19 protein-coding genes are annotated in these 20,794 nt (G+C 69.8%); 7 read left to right on the top strand and 12 right to left on the bottom strand.

What is annotated here, in order from left to right:
* Positions 1-16: 16 nt before the first annotated feature.
* Together ACM14_RS27030 and ACM14_RS27025 are read right to left on the bottom strand one after the other, a co-directional pair.
* Complete coding sequence (locus ACM14_RS27030) at positions 17-1,198, bottom strand: acetyl-CoA C-acyltransferase (RefSeq protein ID WP_043819975.1); 1,182 nt, start codon at positions 1,196-1,198, stop codon at positions 17-19.
* 108 nt (positions 1,199-1,306) lie between these two features.
* Complete coding sequence (locus ACM14_RS27025; protein ID WP_065347869.1) at positions 1,307-3,424, bottom strand: 3-hydroxyacyl-CoA dehydrogenase NAD-binding domain-containing protein; 2,118 nt, start codon at positions 3,422-3,424, stop codon at positions 1,307-1,309.
* A 275-nt stretch (positions 3,425-3,699) separates the two neighbouring features.
* On the opposite strand from ACM14_RS27025, the gene ACM14_RS27020 reads away from it, so the two are divergent.
* Positions 3,700-4,617, top strand: coding sequence for a LysR family transcriptional regulator (locus ACM14_RS27020; RefSeq protein ID WP_065347868.1), 918 nt, complete (start codon positions 3,700-3,702; stop codon positions 4,615-4,617).
* A 1-nt stretch (position 4,618) separates the two neighbouring features.
* On the opposite strand, the gene ACM14_RS27015 is transcribed toward ACM14_RS27020, so the two are convergent.
* From ACM14_RS27015 to ACM14_RS26975, 9 genes are all read right to left on the bottom strand, one after another.
* Entirely contained in the window at positions 4,619-4,978 is a 360-nt protein-coding gene (locus tag ACM14_RS27015) for a YXWGXW repeat-containing protein (protein WP_034398157.1), read from the bottom strand.
* A gap of 127 nt (positions 4,979-5,105) precedes the next feature.
* Positions 5,106-5,984 (bottom strand): protease HtpX, encoded by an 879-nt coding sequence (gene htpX, locus ACM14_RS27010; RefSeq protein ID WP_013804154.1) that lies wholly within the window; start codon positions 5,982-5,984, stop codon positions 5,106-5,108.
* Between the two features lie 82 nt (positions 5,985-6,066).
* A complete protein-coding gene (locus tag ACM14_RS27005) occupies positions 6,067-6,876 on the bottom strand; it encodes a DUF3025 domain-containing protein (protein WP_065347867.1) in 810 nt (269 codons plus the stop codon).
* Positions 6,873-7,781: an NYN domain-containing protein gene (locus tag ACM14_RS27000; protein ID WP_065347866.1), complete on the bottom strand. Its 909-nt coding sequence runs from the start codon at positions 7,779-7,781 to the stop codon at positions 6,873-6,875. Before ACM14_RS27000 ends, ACM14_RS27005 begins: the two co-directional genes overlap by 4 nt.
* 33 nt (positions 7,782-7,814) lie before the next feature.
* Positions 7,815-8,855: a dihydroorotase gene (pyrC, locus tag ACM14_RS26995; protein ID WP_012203315.1), complete on the bottom strand. Its 1,041-nt coding sequence runs from the start codon at positions 8,853-8,855 to the stop codon at positions 7,815-7,817.
* A 72-nt stretch (positions 8,856-8,927) separates the two neighbouring features.
* Complete coding sequence (locus ACM14_RS26990) at positions 8,928-10,175, bottom strand: alpha-hydroxy acid oxidase (RefSeq protein ID WP_084027456.1); 1,248 nt, start codon at positions 10,173-10,175, stop codon at positions 8,928-8,930.
* A gap of 2 nt (positions 10,176-10,177) precedes the next feature.
* Entirely contained in the window at positions 10,178-11,161 is a 984-nt protein-coding gene (locus ACM14_RS26985; protein WP_065347864.1) for a tripartite tricarboxylate transporter substrate binding protein, read from the bottom strand.
* A gap of 61 nt (positions 11,162-11,222) precedes the next feature.
* Complete coding sequence (locus ACM14_RS26980) at positions 11,223-11,918, bottom strand: RraA family protein (protein ID WP_043819965.1); 696 nt, start codon at positions 11,916-11,918, stop codon at positions 11,223-11,225.
* Positions 11,919-11,942: 24 nt separating this feature from the next.
* A complete protein-coding gene (locus ACM14_RS26975) occupies positions 11,943-12,944 on the bottom strand; it encodes a hydroxyacid dehydrogenase (RefSeq protein ID WP_065347863.1) in 1,002 nt (333 codons plus the stop codon).
* Between the two features lie 100 nt (positions 12,945-13,044).
* Between ACM14_RS26975 and ACM14_RS26970 the strand changes: the two genes are divergently transcribed.
* Positions 13,045-13,974 carry a LysR family transcriptional regulator gene (locus ACM14_RS26970; RefSeq protein ID WP_013804160.1) on the top strand — a complete coding sequence of 310 codons (930 nt, stop codon included), beginning with the start codon at positions 13,045-13,047 and terminating at the stop codon, positions 13,972-13,974.
* Between the two features lie 16 nt (positions 13,975-13,990).
* Here ACM14_RS26970 and ACM14_RS26965 read toward each other — a convergent pair whose 3' ends face one another.
* A complete protein-coding gene (locus tag ACM14_RS26965) occupies positions 13,991-14,728 on the bottom strand; it encodes a Crp/Fnr family transcriptional regulator (protein WP_065347862.1) in 738 nt (245 codons plus the stop codon).
* 153 nt (positions 14,729-14,881) lie between these two features.
* Here ACM14_RS26965 and ACM14_RS26960 point away from each other — a divergent pair, with 153 nt between their 5' ends.
* The 5 genes from ACM14_RS26960 to ACM14_RS26940 form a co-directional block, all read left to right on the top strand.
* Positions 14,882-15,946, top strand: a complete 1,065-nt coding sequence (locus ACM14_RS26960; RefSeq protein ID WP_065347861.1) for a porin — start codon at positions 14,882-14,884, stop codon at positions 15,944-15,946.
* Positions 15,947-15,955: 9 nt separating this feature from the next.
* Positions 15,956-18,082: an acetate--CoA ligase family protein gene (locus ACM14_RS26955; protein WP_065347860.1), complete on the top strand. Its 2,127-nt coding sequence runs from the start codon at positions 15,956-15,958 to the stop codon at positions 18,080-18,082.
* Complete coding sequence (locus ACM14_RS26950) at positions 18,079-19,101, top strand: tripartite tricarboxylate transporter substrate binding protein (protein WP_016450287.1); 1,023 nt, start codon at positions 18,079-18,081, stop codon at positions 19,099-19,101. Before ACM14_RS26955 ends, ACM14_RS26950 begins: the two co-directional genes overlap by 4 nt.
* Positions 19,102-19,125: 24 nt before the next feature.
* Entirely contained in the window at positions 19,126-20,511 is a 1,386-nt protein-coding gene (locus ACM14_RS26945) for a DUF1254 domain-containing protein (RefSeq protein ID WP_065347859.1), read from the top strand.
* Positions 20,512-20,519: 8 nt separating this feature from the next.
* Positions 20,520-20,794 (top strand): DUF1254 domain-containing protein (locus ACM14_RS26940; protein ID WP_139093509.1); only part of this gene is annotated, 275 nt, incomplete at its 3' end.

The following is a 20,794-nucleotide window of genomic DNA, read 5'->3' as shown; positions in this document are numbered from 1 at the left end:
CTCAGGGGGTGCTTATTCAATAAATTTCGAACAGGCCTGCGGCGCCCATGCCACCTGCGATGCACATGGTGACCACGCCCCACTTGGCCTTGCGGCGCCGGCCTTCCAGCAGGATGTGGCCCGCCAGGCGCGCACCCGTCATGCCGAAGGGGTGGCCGATGGAGATGGCGCCGCCGTTGACGTTCAGGCGCTCGTTGGGAATGCCCAGCTTGCGCTGGCAGTACAGAGCCTGGGAGGCGAAAGCCTCGTTGAGTTCCCACAGGTCGATGTCCTCGACCTTGAGGCCGTGGCGCGCCAGCAGCTTGGGGACCGCGAAGACGGGGCCGATGCCCATTTCGTCAGGCTCGCAGCCGGCCACGGCAAAGCCGCGGAAGGCACCCAGCGGGGACAGGCCCAGGCGCTCGGCCTGCTTGGCCTCCATCAGCACGCAGGCCGACGATCCATCGGACAGCTGCGAGGCATTGCCGGCCGTGATGAACTGGTCCGGGCCCTTGACGGGTTCCAGCTTGGCCAGGCCTTCCAACGTGGTGGAGGCGCGGTTGCAGTTGTCCTTGGTGGCGACCACGTCGCGGTAGGTGATCTCGCCCGTGTCCTTGTTCTTCTCGGCCATGCGCGTGGCGCAGGCAATGATTTCGTCCTTGAACAGGTCGGCGGCCTGGGCGGCGGCCGTGCGCTGCTGGCTTTGCAGCGAGAAGGCGTCCTGGTCCTCGCGGCTGATGCCGTAGCGGCGCGCCACGATGTCGGCCGTGTCGATCATGGCCATGTACAGCGCGGGCTTGTGCTCGACCAGCCAGGGGTCCATGTCGGTGGGCAGGTTGTTGCCGGGGCGGATGCCCGAGATGGTCTCGATGCCGCCGGCCAGCATGGCGTCCACGCCCTCGGCCACGATGCGGCCCGCCGCGATGGCGATGGACTGCAGGCCCGAGGCGCAAAAGCGCGTGATGGTCGTGCCCGCGATGGACAGGGGCAGCTCGGCACGCAGCACGGTCTGGCGGCCCAGGTTGCGGCCCTGGAAGCCGTCGGGGTTGCCGCAGCCCAGGATCAGGTCCTCGATCATGGCCGGGTCGATGCCCGAGCGCTCGACCGCGGCCTTGACCGAGAAGGCCGCCAGCTGGGCGGCGGGCGTGACGTTGAACTCGCCGCGGTGCGACTTGGTCAGGGGCGTGCGGGCAGTGGAAACGATGACGGCTTCGCGCATGGTCGGTCCTTGCTTGTCTCTGGAAAATTGTTGTGGTTGTGCACGGCCCTGCCCGCTCTGCATTGGACGGAGCGGGTCAAGGGCATGGCGGGGAAACGCGGGGGCGGCTTACGCTGCCTTGTTCAGGCTTTCGAAATCGCGGCCTTCGGCGACCAGCTTTTCGAGCAGGGGAGCGGGCTTCCAGAACAGCGCGTCTTCCTTGGCGAATTCGCGGATGTCGGCCAGCACCTTGTCCAGACCTTGCATGTCGGCCCACTTCATGGGGCCGCCACGAAAGCGCGGGAAGCCGTAGCCGGACAGGAAGGTCACGTCCACATCCAGCGGGCGCAGGGCAATGCCCTCCTCCACCACCTTGGCGCCTTCGTTGACCATGGCGGCCATGTAGCGGCGCATGATTTCCTCAGGGGTGAACTTGCGCGGCGTCACGCCCTTCTTGGCGCGCTCGGCATCGACGATGGCCAGCACTTCGGGGTCGGGCTGGCCGACGCGTGCGCCCTGCGGGTAGAGGTAGAAGCCACGGCCCGTCTTCTGGCCGAACCAGCCGCGCTCGCAGACGCGGTCGGCCACTTCGACGTATCGGGCCTTGGGATCGCGCGTGGCAGCACGCCGCTTGCGCGTGGCCCAGCCGATGTCGCCGCCGGCCAGGTCGGTGACCTGGAACGGGCCCATCGGGTAGCCGAAGCCGCGCACGGCCTCGTCGATCTCGTAGGGGCTGGCGCCGTCTTCCATGATGTAGTCGGCCGCCTGCTTGTAGACGGCCAGGATGCGGTTGCCGATGAAGCCGTCGCAGACGCCGGCGCGCACGGGCACCTTCTTCATGCGCTTGGCCAGCTCGAAGGCCGTGGTCACCACGTCGGGCGCCACCTTGGCGGGCACCACGATCTCCAGCAGCTTCATGATGTTGGCGGGGCTGAAGAAGTGCAGGCCGATCACGTCCTGCGGGCGCGAGGTGGCGGCGGCAATGGCGTCGATGTCCAGGTAGGAGGTGTTGGTGGCCAGCACGGCGCCGGGCTTGCAGACGCGGTCCAGTTCCTTGAACACGGCCTTCTTGACTTCGAGGTCCTCGAACACGGCCTCGATCACCAGGTCCACATCCTTGATGTCGTCATAGGAGGTGCTGGGCGTGTAGCGCGCCATGACGGCGGCCTTGGCCTCCTCGGTCATGCGGCCCTTGGCGATCAGGCCGTTGTAGACCTTCTCCACATTGGCCTGGCCGCGCGCGATGGAGTCGGCGTCGCGCTCGATCATGGTTACCGTGAGGCCCGCGTCCAGCGCGGACACCGTGATGCCGGCGCCCATGGTGCCGCCGCCGATGACGGCGATCTTGGCAAAGTGGCGCGGCGCAGCGGCCTTGGCTTCGGGAATCTTGGCGGTTTCGCGCTCGGCGAAGAAGGCGTGGATCAGGCCGGCGCGCTGCGGGCTGTTCAGGCACTCCACGAACAGGGCACGCTCCTTGGCGATGCCTTCGTCGAAGGGCAGCTCCACGGCGGCGCGCACGCATTCCACGATCTTCAGCGGCGAGAACAGGCCGCGGCTCTTCTTGGCGGTGTCGGCGGCCAGCGCGTCGAGTTCGGCCAGGGCGGCGGCCTTGTCGGCAATCTGGATGTCACGCGTGCGGCGCGGCGCGGTATTGGATGCCAGCAGCTCGTTGGCGTAGGCCAGGCCTGCGGCCGTGGCGTCGGTGCCGTCCACCAGCTTGTCCACCAGGCCGGCAGCCAGCGCGGCCTTGGCCGACAGGTGCTTGCCGCTGAGCATGAGGTCGGCGGCCGCCTTCACGCCCATCAGGCGCGGTGCGCGCTGCGTGCCGCCAGCGCCGGGCAGCAGGCCCAGGTTGACTTCGGGCAGGCCGAGCTTGGCAGCCGGCAAAGCCAGGCGGTAGTGGGCCGACATGGCCACTTCCAGGCCGCCGCCCAGGGCCGGGCCATGGATGGCGGCGACCACGATCTTGTCGGAGGCTTCGAGACGATTGAGCACCTCGGGCAGCGAGGGTGGCATGGCGGGCTTGCCGAATTCGCGGATGTCTGCTCCGGCGATGAAGGCCTTGCCCTCACCCACGATGAGCACGGCCTTGACGGCGGCATCCGATTCGGCCTGCTCCACGGCAGCCAGCAGGCCGGCGCGCACGGCCTGGCCCAGGGCATTCACGGGGGGGTTGTTGATGCTGACCACCAGCACGGCACCATCAAGGCGGGTCTGGACCACGGAAGCCTGGGCTTGTTCGCTCATCTGTATGTCTCCGAACTTGGGTTTTCCACTCAAAACATCCATTCTTGCCACGACAATGGTTCTTTACAATCCCATGAATCATTGACAGACTGTAAAAAAATCTTTGACATTGAGGCGCTTGCGCGCCTTCCCCCCTCTATTCGCTGCGCGAGGAGGGGGACGAGACCATCGCTGCAGGGCGGCACGGCCGGCGTAGGCCCTTGCTCGGTGTCCCTGGTTTTGGAGCCCCGCCCATTTCATAGGCTGTGGGCGAAGCAAAGTATCTGGACATATCCATGGATCTGAACTCGCTGACCCTGCTGGTGGAAATCATCGATAGCGGCAATCTGAGCCAGGCGGCGCGCAAGCTGAAGATGACGCGGGCCAATGTGAGCTATCACCTGACGCAGCTGGAAAAATCGGTGGGGGTGCAGCTGGTGCGGCGCACCACGCGGCGCGTGGAGCCGACCGAGGTGGGGATGCGGATGTACGAGCATGGCCGCGCGATCCAGAACGAGATGATGTCGGCGCGCGAGACGATCACGTCGCTGGGCCAGGGGATGGCGGGCCGCGTGGGGCTGAGCGTGCCCAGCGGCTATGGGCAGATCGTGATGAGCGACTGGCTGATCGAGTTCAAGCGGCTGTATCCGGGCATCGTGCTGGATGTGCTGTTCGAGAACCGGGCCGACCATTTGCGCGACGAGGTGGACATCGCCATCCGCGTGATCCAGGAGCCGCCGCTGTCGGTGATTGCGCGCAGCCTGGGCAATGTGCACTACGTGGCCTGCGCCTCACGCGAGTATGCGCAGCAGCACGGCCTGCCCGCCACGCTGTACGAGCTGCGCAACAGCCCGCTGATCACGGCCGGCGTGATGGGCCGCCAGCTGCGCCTGTCGGCCTACCAGGGAACGGACCGCCAGGAGGTGCTGCTGGCGCCGACCATGATCTCCGAGCACTTCCCGTTCCTGCGCCAGGGCATTCTGGCGGGCCTGGGCGTGGGCCTGGTGCCCGACTACGTGGTGCAGGACAAGGTGGCCAGCGGCGAGGTGGTGCTGACCCTGCAGGAGTACCGCCTGAGCATCTTCGGCACCCACATGTACCTGCTGTACCTGCCCGACCGTCATCAGACGCGGGCCGTGCGCACCTGCATCGACTTCCTGCTGGCCAAGGCTGGCCAGGGTGGCAGCGGCAGCGGCGACGCTGCCGCCACCTGAATCAGCGGCGGTACCAGCCGCCCGGGCGCTGGTACCAGCCACGCGGGCCATGGTCCCAGCCGTGCGGGCGCCAGCCATAGCCGGGGTGTGGCGGCGCGGCCCAGTAGCCGGGGCGCCAGGCATAGCGGCCGCCACCCCAGCCCCAGGAGCCGCCGATCCAGACATGGACCGGCGAGGGAGCGACCGGAATGACCTCGGTCTGCAGCGGCGGCGGCGCCATGGGCGCATAGACCACCTCGCCCGAAGGACCTACGGGATAGGCAGGCGCCACCACGCAGCCGGTCAATGCCACGGTGGCGGCAGCCAGAACCAGGGCCGGAACCAGGCGACGGCCCGGCGTTTGAATCGATACAGACTTCACGATGCACTCCTGGCCGCGCTTTGGGCGGCCATGCAGATACAACGAAAAAGCCCCTGCCGGTTGTTGACAGGGGCTTGTGAAGCCTGAGTAAAGATCCGCCGCCAAAGGTAGCGGCGGGATCGGTCGCTCAGAGGTTCTGCGCGTTTTGCAGCGCGGCAATGCGCTCTTCGATCGGCGGGTGGGTCGAGAACAGCTTGCCGATGCCGCCGGCAATGCCCATGGCGGCCACGCTCTTGGGCAGCTCGCCGGGGTGCATGCCGCCCAGGCGGGCCAGGGCGTTCATCATCGGCTGCTTGCGGCCCATGAGCTGGGCGGCGCCCGCATCGGCGCGGAATTCGCGCTGGCGCGAGAACCAGGCCACGATGATGGCGGCCAGGAAGCCCAGCACGATGTCCAGCACGATGGTGGTCACGTAGTAGCCGATGCCGGGGCCCGAGCTGCTTTCGTCGTTCTTGCGCAGGAAGCTGTCCACGGCATAGCCGATGACGCGCGACAGGAAGACCACGAAGGTGTTCATCACGCCCTGGATCAGGGTCATGGTCACCATGTCGCCATTGGCGATGTGGGCGACCTCGTGGCCGATCACGGCCTCCACCTCTTCGCGCGTCATGCCTTCCAGCAGGCCCGTGGACACGGCCACCAGGGCCGAGTTCTTGAAGGCGCCGGTGGCGAAGGCATTGGGCTCGCCCTCGTAGATGCCGACTTCGGGCATGCCGATGCCGGCACGGTCGGCGAAGCCGCGCACGGTGTTGACGATCCAGGCCTCATCGGCGTTGCGCGGCTCGTTGATCACGTGCACGCCCGAGCTCCACTTGGCCAGCGGCTTGGAGATCAGCAGCGAGATGATGGCGCCGCCAAAGCCCATGATGAAGGCGAAGCCCAGCAGGGCCCCGAGGTTCAGGCCATTGGAAGTCAGGAAGCGGTTGACGCCCAGCAGGCTGGCGACGATGCCCAGCACCACCACGACGGCGACGTTGGTCAAAAGAAAAAGTGCGATGCGTTTCATCAGTGGGTTCTCCACAAAGTGGGGAAAGGGGGAAGGATCTGGGCCCTGCAGCGTTGAAAAGTGAGGGCCCCACCGGCTGTTTTCAAGCCGGGTCCTGCGCCGTTGCCATTCCTTGTTGTGATGCTTGTGCGGAACGGGGCGCCCGGAACACGAGAGAGTCATCATAGAAGGAAAAGTTCTCGTTCTCGTGGCACCAGCCGGGCACGCCCAGCACGGGCAAGGGTGCAAAAGGCTTGCACGCCAGGGTGTCGGCCTCCAGCCAGATGCTGCCGGCCAGCCAGGCGTCGATGTCCGACGTGGCGGGGCCTGCCGTGGCGCCTGCACCATCCGTGTGCACGCACAGCACATGGGCCGTGATGGGCTTGCGCGGCTGCACCAGCTTTTCCAGCAGCGCATGGCCTATGGGCAGCAGCCTGGCCTGGCGCCACAGCGCGCGTCGCTCCACGAAGAGCTGCTGCCAGCGCCGGTGCCTCAGCGCCTCGCACAGCGCGGCCGGCGCCAGCAGCAGGGCGCCGTTCTCGTCCAGCACGGTGACGGCATCGCGCAGCGGCCCGCGCTGCGCGCCCACGCCCGCCTGGGCAATGGCGCGGGCCTGCAGGGCATTGCAGCGCTGCTTGAGCGCGGGCCAGCGCAGCCAGATCAGGCCGTTGAGGAAGTCATGCAGGTTGTCGCGCGTGGGGATGCAGCGCATCTCGAAGATGAATTGCTCGTAGGCCTTGCCTTCGGGCAGATCGTGCTGGGGCACAAAGCGCCAGGGCAGCGCCTGTGCGTCGGCCAGTGACTGCAAGGCCTGCCAGACCGGCCGGCCCTGCGCCACCTGCAGGCAGGCCGCCCTGCCCTGCGTTTGCAGCCCCTGCAGCCAGGGCGCATTCCAGTCGATGGGGAACGTCAATTGCCGGAGGGCCTGGACTGGGCCTTGGCCAGGCGCTTGTCGCGCACGGCCACGCGCGAGGTGCCTTCGTCGCGCATCTCGAACGCCTGCGTGGCCGCCAGCAGCTTGGTGAGCGTGGCGTAGCCGTAGTTGCGCGCATCGAACGAGGCCTTGTTGCCGATCTGCGCGCCCACGGCGCCCACATGGGCCCAGCCGCTTTCGTCCTGCGTGGCGTTGACGGCGCTGCGCAGCATGGCCAGCAGGCGCGTGTCCTGGCGCAGCTCCTGCGAAGGAACGCGCAGGCAGGGGCGCTGCGGCTCGGGAGCGGACAAGGAGGCAGGTGCCTGCTCGGCCTGGGCCGGCGCGCGTTCCTTGCCGGCACCGTTGGGCGGCTGGGGCGCGGCGGCGGCCGATGCAGCCACGGGCGGCACCGCCGCCTGGCCTGCCTCATGCGCGGCGTCCTGGCCATTGCCGTTGGCTGGCGCCGCCTCGCCCAGCGCTTCCAGGTACAGGAAGCGCGAGCAGGCATTGACGAAGGGCTGGGGCGTCTGCGCCATGCCGAAGCCGTAGACGGCCGCGCCCTTGGAGCGCAGGTGCATGACCAGCGGGGTGAAGTCGGCGTCGGAGGAGACGATGCCGAAGGCGTCGGGCCGCTCGGTGTAGAGCAGCTCCATGGCGTCCACGGTCATCGCCATGTCGGTGGCGTTCTTGTGCTTGGAGTAGTCGAACTGCTGCATGGGCCGCAGTGCGAAATCGAGCAGCTTGCGCTGCCAGCCGCTGAGCGAATGCTTGGTCCAGTTGCCGTAGGCGCGGCGGATGTCGATGACGCCGAAGGTCGACAGCTCGGTCAGGATCTCGTCGATCATCTCGGCCGGCGCGTTGTCGGCGTCGATCAGCAGGGCGATGCGCGGTTGCGGCTCAGGCATGGCAATCCTCTGGCGGGTGGCAGTCCCGCCAGCTTAAACCAGCTTCCAGGGCAGGGCTTCGCCCGAGCGCAGCGGCTTCAGTTGCGCCTCGCCGAAGGCGAAGCTGTCCGGCGGCGTCCAGCTTTCGCGCACCAGGGTGATCTTGCCGGTGTTGCGCGGCAGGCTGTAGAAGTCCGGGCCGTTGAAGCTGGCGAAGGCTTCGAGCTTGTCCAGCGCGCCGGCATTGTCGAAGGCCTCGGCATACATCTCGATGGCGGCATGGGCGCTGTAGCAGCCCGCGCAGCCGGTGGCGTGTTCCTTGAGATGGGCCGCGTGCGGCGCGCTGTCCGTGCCCAGGAAGAACTTGGGCAGGCCGCTGGTGGCCGCCTCCACCAGGGCCAGGCGGTGCGTCTCGCGCTTGAGCACGGGCAGGCAGTAGTAGTGGGGACGGATGCCGCCCGTGAAGATGGCATTGCGGTTGAACAGCAGATGCTGGGGCGTGATGGTGGCGCCCACGAAGCGGTCGGCCTCGGTCACGTACTGGGCGGCTTCGCGCGTGGTGATGTGTTCGAAGACGATCTTGAGTTCGGGGAAGTCGCGGCGCAGCGGGATCAGGTGCTGGTCGATGAAGGCGGCTTCGCGGTCGAACAGGTCGATGTCGCTGCTGGTGACTTCGCCGTGCACCAGCAGCAGCAGGCCTTCGCGCTGCATGGCTTCCAAAGTGGGGTAGATCTTGCGCAGGTCGGTGACGCCGTGGTCGCTGTTGGTGGTGGCGCCAGCCGGGTAGAGCTTGCAGGCCACGACGCCGGCCGCCTTGGCGCGCACGATTTCCTCGGGCGGCAGGTTGTCGGTGAGGTACAGCGTCATCAGCGGCTCGAAGGCCATGCCCTCGGGCACGGCCGAGAGGATGCGCTGCTTGTACTCCAGCGCCTGCTCGGCGGTGGTCACCGGCGGCTTGAGGTTGGGCATGATGATGGCGCGCGCAAACTGCGCGGCCGTATGCGGCACCACGCTGCGCATGGCTTCGCCATCGCGCACGTGCAGGTGCCAGTCATCGGGACGGGTGATCGTGAGGGTGTTGGTGGAGGCGGTCATTCCGCCATTTTCCCATCGCTGCGAAACCGCGGGCCAATTGCGGGGCACGCCACCCTCGGGACTGGCGCGTGGCTAACGCGGTCGCAGGTGCTGCGGCCCCAGCTGCTGCAGGCCTTGCACGCCGATCAGGGCCATGTTGCGCCGCATCTCGGCCGCCAGGATGGCGATGGCGTGCAGCACGCCGTCCTCGCCGCCCACGGCGCCCGCATAGTTGAAGGGCCGGCCCACGAAGACGAAGTGCGCGCCCAGGGCCAGCGCCACCAGCACGTCGTTGCCCCTGCGAAAGCCGCTGTCGATCATCACCGGGTAGTCCGGCCCCAGCGCACCCACCACCAGGGGCAGCATGTGCAGGGGCGAGACCGCGCCATCGAGCTGGCGGCCGCCGTGGTTGGACAGGATGATGGCGTCGGCCCCGGCATCGCGCGCGGCCAGCGCGTCCTGCGGGCTGAGGATGCCCTTGACCACGAGGCGGCCCTTCCAGCGCCGGCGTATCAGGGCCAGGTGTTCCCAGCTCAGGTGGTCGCGCGCGCCGAAGTCGCGCGTGACGGTGGACGAGAGAATGGGCGCGCCGCGCGCGGCCTGCGAGTTCTCGAAGTGCGGCATGCCATGCCGCACCAGGGTGCGCAGCGCCGTGCCCAGCAGCCAGCGCGGATGGGTGATGCCCTCCCAGGCCAGGCGCAGGCCGGGCCGCAGCGGCGTCGAGAAGCCCGCGCGGATGTTGTTCTCGCGGTTGCCCGACACGGGCGTATCCACGGTGACGACCAGGGTGGCGAAGCCTGCGGCCTCCACGCGCCCCAGCAACTGCACGATGCGTTCGGTCTCGCCGGGCACATAGGCCTGGAACCAGGCCTGGGGATTGGCCTGGACCACCTCCTCCATGCGGGTCAGCGAGGTGCCGCTCAGGATGGCCGGGATGCGGGCGGCCGCCGCCGCGCGCGTCTGCACCAGGTCGCCCCGGTAGGCCGACAGCGCGCTGATGCCCATGGGCGCGATGCCGAAGGGCGCAGCCCAGGTCTGGCCCAGCAGCGGCGTGGCCAGCGTGCGCCGCGAAGTGTCGGTGAGCACGCGCGTCACCCAGCGGTGGGCATCGAAGGCCTCGCGGTTGGCGCGCAGGGATTTGTCGGTCTCGCAGCCGCCGCTGACGTAGGCGAAGATCGGCGCAGGCAGGTGGTGGCGCGCCGCCCGCTCGAAATCATCGAGCGACAGGATGCGCCTGAGCCTGCGCGGCGTGGAGGAGGCCTGGCCCGCACCCAAGAGAGCGGGTAGGGGTGCGGAGGAACTGGGGGTGTCGAGCCGGTCGACCTCGATTGGGGCTGCCATGGTCAGTTGATCTGGAACTTGCCCTCGCGGATCAGCTTGCCCCATTTGGCGTGCTCGCTGCGAATCCACTCGCCGAACTGCGCGCCATTGGCGGGCGTGGCCATGCTGCCTTCCTGGGCCAGCTTCTCTTTGACCTCCTTGGTGGCCAGCAGCTTCATGGTCGCGTCGGCAATGCGCTCGGCGATGGGGGCGGGCAGATTGGCCGGCCCCACCAGGCCCAGCCAGGTGGAGGCCTCGAAGCCCGGATAGCCCTGCTCGGCCACCGTGGGCACGTCGGGCAGGGACGGCACGCGCTGGGCCGAGGTGACGGCCAGCGCACGGATCTTGCCCGTGGCCAGTTGCGACATCACCGACACCGTGTTGCCGAAGTACAGGTCCACCTGCCCGCCCATCAGGTCGGTGAGCGCGGTATTGGCGCCCTTGTAGGGCACCTGCAGCACCTCGATGCCCGCGCGGCGTGCCAGCATTTCCCCGGCCAGGTGGCCTACCGTGCCATTGCCGGCCTGGGCGATGCCGTAGGTGCCGGGCCTGGCCTTGGCCGCCTTGATGAAGTCCTGCAGGTTCTTGAAGGGCGAGTCGCGCCGCACGGTCAGCACCACGGGCTGCAGGGCCACGCTGGCGATGGGCGTGAAGTCCTTGAGCGCATCGAAGGGCATCTTGGCGTAGAGGCTGGGATTGATGGCCAGGTTGGCGGCCTGCCCCATGCCGATGGTGTAGCCGTCCGGCGCGGCCTTGGCCACGGCATCCAGGCCGATGTTGCCGCCCGCGCCGGGCTTGTTGTCTATGACCATGGTCCAGCCCATGGCGATGTTGAGCCGGTCGGCCACCAGGCGCGAGGTGGCATCCGTGCCGCCGCCGGGCGGAAACGGCACGACCAGGCGCACGGGCCGCTGCGGCCATTCGCCCTGGGCCAGCGCCAGTGCAGGGAAGGCCGTGGCCAGGGCGGCGGCAGCGCCGCCCAGAAGATGCCGTCTGCGCATTGTCATTGTTTGTCTCCTTGGAATCGTTACGGCGGGAAAAAGTCGGGCGCAGCCTGCGCGCGGGACGCTAGACCGGCAGGCCCTTGGCGCGCAGCACGGCGTCGAAGCGCTCGGGGTCGGCCGTGCCGCTGCGGTTGGTCTCGCGGATGACGGCCTCGCGGGCCAGGTGGGCCTGGCTGCGGCGCAGCACCTCGGCGGCCTCGGCCGCGGGCACGGCGATCACGCCGTCGGCATCGCCCACGATCAGGTCGCCGGGCAGCACGGCCAGGCCGGCGCAGGCCACGGGCACATTGATCTCGCCCGGGCCGTCCTTGCTGGGCCCGCGGTGCGTGTGGCCGCGCGCAAAGATGGGCATGCCGTCCTGCGCCCATTCGCACAGGTCGCGGATGGCACCGTCGATGACCAGGCCGCCCAGGCCGCGCGCCAGGCAGGTGGTGCGCATCAGGCCGCCGACCAGGGCCTGCGAGACATCGCCCCCGCCGTCGATGACCAGCACGTCGCCGGGCTGCACCATCATCAGCGCCTTGTGGATCATGAGGTTGTCGCCGGGCCGCACGCGCACGGTGACGGCGGGGCCGCAGAGAACGGCCTCCAGCCGCGCGTGGTACTGGCGCAGGCCGATGGCGCCGACATTGCGGCTCATGGCGTCGCCGATGGCGGCCACGGGAATGGCCTTGAAGGCCTGGACGACGCCGGCCTCGGGGCCTTCGGCGCGCGGATGGATGCGGTAGCCCGCAGGCCATTGGCTGGATGGGGTGGTCATGGCAAATCTCCGGGAAAAAACAGCTCAGCGCAGAACCTCGGGGTTCACGCAGTAGGACGGATCGGCGGGGCTGCCCTGCAGCCAGCCCAGCACATTGGCGGCGGCCATGCCGGCCATGGCCTCCAGCGCAGCGGGCGTGGAGCCGCCCACATGGGGCGTCAGCACCACGTTGTCCAGCGCGGCCAGGGCGTGGCCTACAGGCAGGGGCTCCTCGGCCATGGTGTCCAGACCGGCGGCGGCCAGGCGGCCGCTGCGCAGGGCGTCGATCAGCGCCGCCTCGTCCACCACCTCGCCCCGCGCGGTGTTGACCAGCAGGGCGCCGCGCGGCAGCTGGGCGATGCGGCCGGCATCGAGCAGATGGCGCGTGCGGGCATTCAGGGGCACGTGCAGGCTGAGCACATCGGACAGGGGCAGCAGCTCGTCCACCGAGCCCAGCATGCGCACGCCCGCCACGGTGCCGGGCCCTGGGGCGCAGGCCGGATCGAATGCAGGATCGAAGGCCACCACCTGCATGCCCAGCGCCAGCGCCACGCGCGCCACGCGCTGGCCCACCTGGCCAAAGCCCAGCAGGCCCAGGGTGCGGCCGCTCAGCTCCAGGCCGTCCTGGGCGCGGGACCAGCGGCCGGCGCGCAGCTCGGCATCCATCCAGGCGATGCGGCGGGCGGCCGCGAACATCAGGCCCAGCGTCATCTCGGCCACGGACTGGGCATTGGCGCCCGGCGTCACATAGACCGGAATGCCCCGCTGGCTGGCCGCGGCCACATCGATATTGCTCACGCCCACGCCGTGCTTGGAGATGACCTTGAGCGTGGGACAGGCCGCGATGGCAGCGGCCGACAGCGTGGCCGTGCGCGAGATCACGGCATCGACGCTCTCGCGTGCCAGCACGGCGGCGACCTCGGCCTCGCCGCCGCCGTCTTGCAGGTACAGCACGCGGCAGTGCGCCGCCTGCAGGCGCTGCAGCCCGGCGGGCGCCAGGCGTGGCGCGGTCACGAAAACGGTGGGCGGGTGGGTAGTGGCGGTCATGGAAACGGGCAATTCGCTTTGTCGATGCACCGCATTCTTGTGAGCGCCACCCATTCCGTCCATTCGATAATGTTCATTCAAACATCACTTTTATTCATCGATGGACCTGCACCTGCGCGACCTGCGCTTCTTCGAGATCGTGGCCGACCTCGGGCACCTGGGCCGGGCCGCAGAACAGCTGGGGCGCACCCAGCCCGCGCTGAGCAAATGCATACAGCGCCTGGAACTGACCGTGGGCGGCGCGCTGTTCGAGCGTGCCGGGCGCGGCATACGCCTCACGCCGCTGGGCGATGTGCTGCTGGCCCGCGCGCGCATGCTGCGCAATGCCAGCCAGGAGGCGCTGCGCGAGGTGCGCGACTTCAACGAAGGCCATGCCGGCCATGTGCGCATCGGCAGCGGGCCGGTGGCCGCCGACCACCTGCTGCCCGAGCTGTGCAGCAAGGCCCTGGCCGACGGGCGGCGCATCACCATCAGCATCGTGATCGGTCCCAGCTGGGAACTGCGCGACCGCCTGCGCGAGGGCCAGCTGGACCTGCTGATCGGCCTCACGGCCGAGGGCGATCCCGAGCTGGTCTCCCACCCGATTGCCGAGGACGTGGTGGTGGTCGCGGCGCGCCAGGACCATCCCGTCTTCGAGCGCCAGCGCATCACCATGGCCGCGCTGCTGCGCCATCCCTGGGCCCTGCCCAGCGCCAACATTCCCAGCCGGCAATGGCTGGACCAGGCCTTCACCTCGCGCGGCATGCCGGCGCCCACGGTGCAGGTGGAGGCGGGCTCCATCCCGCTGCTGCCGCGCATGGTGGCCAAGACCGATCTGCTGACCTTCGTCTCGCGCCACACGCTGCGGCTGGAGCGCAGCCGCACGCTCAGGGAAGTGCGCCTGCCGGCCACCACGCTGCGCCGCCACCTGGGCGTGACCTGCCGGCGCGACGGCTATCTGTCGCCCGCCGCCCGGCACATGCTGGAGCTGCTGCGCGCCGACGGCCAGGCCCTGTTCGGCGAGGATGCCTCGCCTCTGGACGAGGACTGATTCCAGCGGACCGGGGCTAGGGCCCCGCCCTCGCGCCCGCATCGGCCAGGCGCAGCAGGCCCGCCAGGTCGACGATGGTCAGCCGGCCATAGGCGGCCTGCAGCAGGCCGCGCTGCTCCAGCAGGCGCAGCTCCTTGTTGATGGTCTGGCGCGAGACCGACAGCATGGCGGCCAGGTCGCTCTGCGAGATGCGCAGCACCACGCCCTTCCCGTCGGGCGCGGGCTGGCCATGCGTGGGGGCCAGCCGCGCCAGCAGCTCGGCCACGCGGTTGTCGATGTTGCTGAAGGCGTGGCGCTGCTGGACGACGATCAGCTCGTGCATGCGCGCCAGCACCAGCAGGCAGATGTCCTTCCACAGCGGCGGATGGGCATCGAGCAGGGCCAGGAAGGACTCGCCGGGAATCTCCACCAGCACCGTGGGCTGGTGCGCGTGGTAGTCGTAGACGAATTGCGTGTGCTCCAGCAGCCGCGCCAGGCCGACGATGTCGCCCGCGCTGTGCATGGACAGCACGAAGCGCGAGCCCGTGGCGTCCACGCCGCCCACTTCCACGCAGCCCGAAGCCACCACCAGCACCTCGCGCCGCTTGGGGTCGGCGGCGCGCACCTGCTGGTGGCGCTCGTAGCGGCCCAGGCGGGACAGCGCCGTCAGCTCATCCAGCACCTCGGGCGGCCAGTTGCGCAGCATGCGGCACAGGCCCAGGGCGCGGCGGATCAGCGCCGAAGGGTCGGCCACGGGAGCAGGCTTGGAGCGCATGGTTCTCTCACGATGTCGAAGGCCCCGGGTTAGTCCGGTGCCCATGTACCGCCATTTGTCAATGGCTTGACAGAGTGCATCCCCTGTCGCTCGGGATAGTAGCAAGCAAGCCACCGGGCAAAGCATCCGGGGCGCTACCAAGGAGACAAGTTCGTGAAGCACAAGCATTGGCTGGCCGCCGGCGGCATGGCGGCCCTGGGCACGTCCGCGTGGGCCCAGAGCAGCGTGGAGATGTTCGGCATCGTCGACGTCCACATCAACAGCGCAAGGTCGGGCGCCACGCGCCTGAGCCGGCTGGAGGATGGGGGCAGCGCGGCATCGCGCATCGGCTTTCGCGGCAGCGAGGACCTGGGCGGCGGCCTGCGCGCCCAGTTCATGCTGGAGGCCGGCGTGGCGCCGGATACGGGCCTGGGCACCATTCCCGGCCCGGGCCTGGCCTTCACGCGCCAGGCCTGGGTGGGGCTGAACAGCGGCTGGGGCGCCGTGGAGATGGGCCGCATGTACACGCCCATGTTCGGCGCGCTGTTCCGGGCCGATCCGCTGGGCATGAACGCGCTGTTTTCCTCGCTGAACCTGGTGTCGGCCACCGATGCCCAGGCCGGCCTGCGGCCGTTTGCGGCGCGGGCCAACAACCTGGTGCGCTACCGCACGCCGACAGGCCAGCCCTGGCTGGCGGACCTGGCCTATTCCTTCGGCGAAGTGGCTTCGCCGAACAGCAGCAACGGCCGCCTCTACGGCGCCACGCTGGGCTGGAACCAGAAGCCCTGGTTTCTGGCCTACAGTTTCCAGAAGTCCGTGGAAGGCAGCGCCGCCGCACCCGTGGCCGCGCCCGCCACCAGCCAGTACCAGGCGTTGTCGGCCAGCTGGGAAGCCCTGGACGGCCTGCGCCTGACGGGCAACTACGTCATCAACCGTGTGGACCGTGCAGACACACCCAAGGCGAAGCTGGCCCAGCTGGGCGCCGATTGGAGCGTGGATGCGCGCTCCAAGCTGCTGGTCTCGGTGGCGCGGCGCGAGGTGGGCGGCACGGACCGCGCCCAGAACACCTGGACGCTGGGCTACGACTACGCGCTGAGCAAGCGCACCGTGCTCTACGCGCGCTGGCTGCAGCTGGGCAACGCGGCCAATGCCTCGGCCGCCATTGCCAACGTGCCGGTGGCCGCCAACAGCGGCGACGGCGTGCGGTCCCTGGCGCTGGGCGTGCGCCACAACTTCTGAGGGACACCCATGACCGACAGCCATTGCTTCGACACTTCCCGGCTCGACGCGCTGTTCGCGCCGCGCTCCATCGCCGTGGTCGGCGCCTCGGACCAGGCCAGCAAGATCGGCGGCATTCCGCTGGACTACCTGCTGCGCTTCGGCTACGGCGGCGCGCTGTATGCGGTGAACCCGCGCGCCAGCCGCGTGCAGGGCCTGCCCGCGCACGAGCGGCTGGCCGCCATCGGCGCGCCGGTGGACCTGGCCATCGTCGCCGTGCCGCAGTCGCAGGTGGCCGGCGTGCTGGAGGATGCGGCCGCCGCGCGCGTGCAGTCCATGGTGCTGTTTTCCTCGGGCTATGCCGAGACCGGCTCCGAAGGCACGGCCGCCCAGCAGGCGCTGGCGCGGCGCGCGCAGGAGGCGGGCATACGCCTCATCGGCCCGAACTGCCTGGGCTTCATGCGCCCCGGCCACCAGGTGTACGCCACGTTCTCGCCCGCGCCGGGCGGCGGCCTGGTGCGGCCCGGGCGCATCGGCATGGTCAGCCAGTCGGGCGCCTTCGGTGCCTATGCCTACAGCCTGGCGCGCGAGCGCGGGCTGGGCCTGTCGCTGTGGGCCACCACGGGCAACGAGGCCGATGTGCAGCTGGCCGATGGCCTGGCCTGGCTGGCCCAGGACCCCGAGACCGACGTGATCATGGCCTACATGGAAGGCTGCCGCGACGGCCCCCGGCTGCGCGCGGCCCTGGCCCTGGCGCAGGAGCGCGGCAAGCCCGTGGTCATGTGCAAGGTGGGCACCAGCGCCCTGGGCGCGGCCGCCGCCGCATCGCACACGGCCTCGCTGGCGGGCAACGATGCCGTCTATGACGCGGTGTTCCGCCGCTACGGCGTGCTGCGCGCGCATTCCATCACCGACTTCTTCGCGCTGGCGGCCAGTGCCTCCATCGCCCGGGCCCCCAAGGGGCGGTCCATCGGACTGTTCACGGTCTCGGGCGGCGTGGGCGCCATGATGGCCGACGACGCCAGCGCAGCCGGCTTGGACGTGGCACCGCTGTCCGATGCGGCCCAGCGCCAGCTGCGCGAATGGGTACCGTTTTCCGCGCCGCGCAACCCCGTGGACATCACGGGCCAGGTCACCAACGACATGACGCTGCTGGAGCGCAGCGCCCGCCTGATGCTGGCCGACCGGCAGTTCGACAGCTGGCTGGGATTCTTCGCGGCAGGCGGCCTGTCCGACGCCTTCTGGCCCGTGCTGCAAAGCCTGGTGCAGACGCTGCGCACCCACCATCCCGACATCCTGCTGGCCGTCAGCACGCTGTGCCCGCCCGAGCGCCGCGATGCGCTGGAGGCGCTGGGCTGCCTGGTGTTTGCCGACCCGGGCGCGGCCATACGCTGCATTGGCGCGCTGGCCCGCCTGCATGAAACACCGCAGGCGCTGCCCGCGATGGCCGATGCAGGCAGCGCACTGCACCTGCCGGCGGGCACGCTGTCGGAGCAACGCAGCATGGCCCTGCTGGCCGAGGCCGGCGTGCCCGTGGTGCCGCACCGGCTGGTGCGCACGGCGGCCGAGGCAGCGCAGGCCGTGCAGGCCGCGCAGGAGATGGGCGGACGCATTGCGCTCAAGGTCTGCAGCGATGCCATCGCTCACAAGTCCGACGTGGGAGGCGTGGCATTGAACCTGGCGGATGCGGCCGACGCCCAGGCCGCCTTCGACCGCATCCTGGCCAACGCGCGCCAGGCCCGGCCCGATGCCCTGATCGACGGCGCGCTGGCCGCGCCCATGGTGCAGGGCGGCGTGGAGTGCATCGCCGGCGTGCACCGCGACCCGGTATTCGGCCCGGTGCTGATGTTCGGGCTGGGCGGCATCCATGCCGAGATCCTGCGCGATGTCTCGCTGCGCCTGCTGCCCATCACGCGCGACGACGCGCTGGCCATGGTGCGCGAGCTGCGGGCCTTCGCCGTGCTGGACGGCGCGCGCGGCCGCCCCCGCGTGGACCTGGACAGCATTGCCGACACGCTGTGCGCCCTGGCCGGCTTTGCGCAGCGCGCGGGCGCCACGCTGGAAAGCGCCGAGATCAACCCCCTGATCGCCCGCCCGCGCGAGGACGGCGGCTGCGTGGCCGTCGATGCGCTGGTCATCGGCAGGGAGGCCGCATGAAAGCAAATGCCCATTCCATCTCCCACCCGGAGGCCACCATGAACACACCCCTGCTGCGCACCGCCGCACTGACCTGCCTTGCCCTGGCCTGCAGCGCCGCGCTGGCCCAGGACGGCTATCCTGCCCGGCCCGTGCGCATCGTCGTGCAATACCAGGCCGGCGGCTCCACCGACACCGTGGCGCGCATCCTGGCCGAGGGCCTGGCCAAGCGCCTGGGCCAGCCCGTGGTGGTGGACAACCGCAGCGGCGCGGGCGGCATCATCGGCACCGAGCATGTGGCCAAGAGCGTGCCCGACGGCCACACCCTGCTGCTGACCGTGCCCGGGCCCATCACGGCCAACCTGGTGCTCTACAAGAAGCTGCCCTACGACCCGCGCACCGAGCTGCGCATGGTCTCGGACGTGGTCTCGCCCTCCATGGTGATGGCCGTCAACCCGGCCGTGCCGGCCAAGGACTTCAAGGGCCTGGTCGAGGCCGTGCGCCAGTCGCCGGGCAAGTACGCCATGGGTTCCTGGGGGGCGGGCACGCAGCCGCACCAGGTCCAGGTCTTCATGGACAAGGCCTACGGCCTGCAGTCGCTGCACGTGGCCTACAAGGGCGAGGGGCCCATGTCCATCGACCTGATCAGCGGCGTGATCCAGATGACGCTGGGCTCGGCCGCCACGCTCAAGCCCTTCATCGACGCCGGCAAGCTGCGCGCCCTGGCCGTGGCCGGACCGCGCCGCAGCAAGGCCCTGCCCGATGTGCCCACCTTTGCCGAGCAGGGCTACCGCGAGCCCGTGTATGCCATCACGGGATCGATCTCGCTGATGGCGCCCGCGCGCACGCCCGATGCCATCGTCGAACGCCTGGGCCGCGAGGTCGCCGCCGTGATGCGCGAGCCCCAGGTGCGCCAGCGTGTCGAGGCGCTGGGCCTGGAGGCCCAGGGCAACAGCCCGGCCGAGGCCAGCGCCGCCTACGCCGCCTTCTTGCCCGTGGCGCTGGACCTGGCGCGCTCCACGGGCGTGACCCTCGACTGACCCCCTCATCCCCTGAAGAAAACAATGGACATGAACCCGACCCCTCCCTCCCTGCCCGAAGTCCGCCGCGCCCTGGCGCGCTCCATCGGCCTGGCCGCCTTTGTCTACGGCTATCCGCTGATAGAGACCTACCGCACCTGCCGCCTGCAGACCGATGCCGGCGCCGCACGTGCCACCGGTTTGGGCTTGGACATGCGCGGCGACTTCGACACGCTGCACCACAGCCAGCGCCCCTCCACCCATGAGGACCGCGACGTGGTCACGCCCGCCAACGACCTGCTGTACTCGCTGGCCTGGATCCACCTGGCCGACGGCCCGCGCCTGCTGACCGTGCCCTCCAGCGCCGCACATCCAGGCCGCTATTTCGTGCTGGCCCTGTACGACGCCTATACCGAGAATTTCGAGAACCTGGGCCCGCGCAACTGCGCGCCCGAAGGCGAGACCGTGGTCCTGGTCGGGCCGGGCGGCCAGGTGCCGGAACACCTGGCCGGCCACCGTCTGGTGCACTGCCCCAGCAACCTGGTCTGGCTGATCGGCCGCACCGTGGTGGGCGATGCGCCCGACTGGCCTGCAGCCCGCGCGCTGCAGGCCGACATCCGGCTGGAGCCCGCGCCGGGCACGCCGAAAGGAGGCCGCCCGGCCGCCGTCGCGAACTGGGTCGGCCCGCCCGTGGACGCCATGGCGGCCGCCTTCGAGAACCAGGAGCCTGCGGCCGAGGTTGCGCCGCGATTTTTTGCCAACCTCTGCCATGCGCTGGCCGAGGCGCCTGGCCGCAAGGAGGACCAGGGGCTGCTGGCCTGGTTCGGCCAGGTCGGCCTGGTGGCCAGCGCCCACATGGCGTGGGAGCAACTGGAGGAGCCCGTGCGCGAAGGCCTGACCGAGGGCTTTGCCGACGGCGTGCGCACCGTGGCCGCCATGGGGCGCAACCGCCGGCCCCGGCCCTGGACCATGACGCCGTCCACCGGCCGCTACGGCAGCGAGTACCTGGGCCGCGCACGCACCGCCTACCTGGGCCTGGGCGCGCTGGCCACCAGCGAGGCCATCTACGCCGCCGCCCACCACGACGCAGGCCTGCAGCCGCTGGACGGCAGCCAGCGCTATGTGCTGCGCTTCAATGCCGCCGACATGCCACCGGCCGATGCCTTCTGGTCGGTCACCCTGTATGACGCCGACCGCTTTCTCTACGGCAACGAGATCGGCCGCCACTCCATAGGGGACCGCACGCCGGGCTTGCTGCGCGAGGCCGACGGCAGCCTGCAGATCGACCTGGGCCATGCCCGGCCGGCACAGGGCGCCGCCAACTGGCTGCCCACGCCGCACGGGCGCTTCTACCTCATCCTGCGCATGTACCACCCGCAGGCAGGCGCGCACCAATGGCCTGTTCCGCCCCTGCAGCCCGTGGCCGCATGAGACACGCCATGGACCTGAGCACCCTGGCCGAGGAGGCCGTCATCCACACCTGCCCGCTGTACGAGATGCGCCGCATGCGCGCGGCCACCTCGCCCCGGCGCAATGCGGCGGGCGAGGCCGCGCCCGCACCGCTGCGCTGGTGCAACCAGTTCGTGCATGCGCGCCAGCTGCTGCGCGCCGGCACCAGCCGCGTGGTCACGCCCAACAACGACACGCTCTACACCAACGCCTGGCTAGACCTGGGCGCCGGGCCGCTGGTGATCGACGTGCCCGACACGGCGGG

It is taken from the genome of Delftia sp. JD2 (genome assembly GCF_001682645.1).
Classification (GTDB): Bacteria; Pseudomonadota; Gammaproteobacteria; order Burkholderiales; family Burkholderiaceae_C; genus Comamonas; species Comamonas acidovorans.
This window is presented reverse-complemented; position numbering and strand designations above follow the sequence as displayed.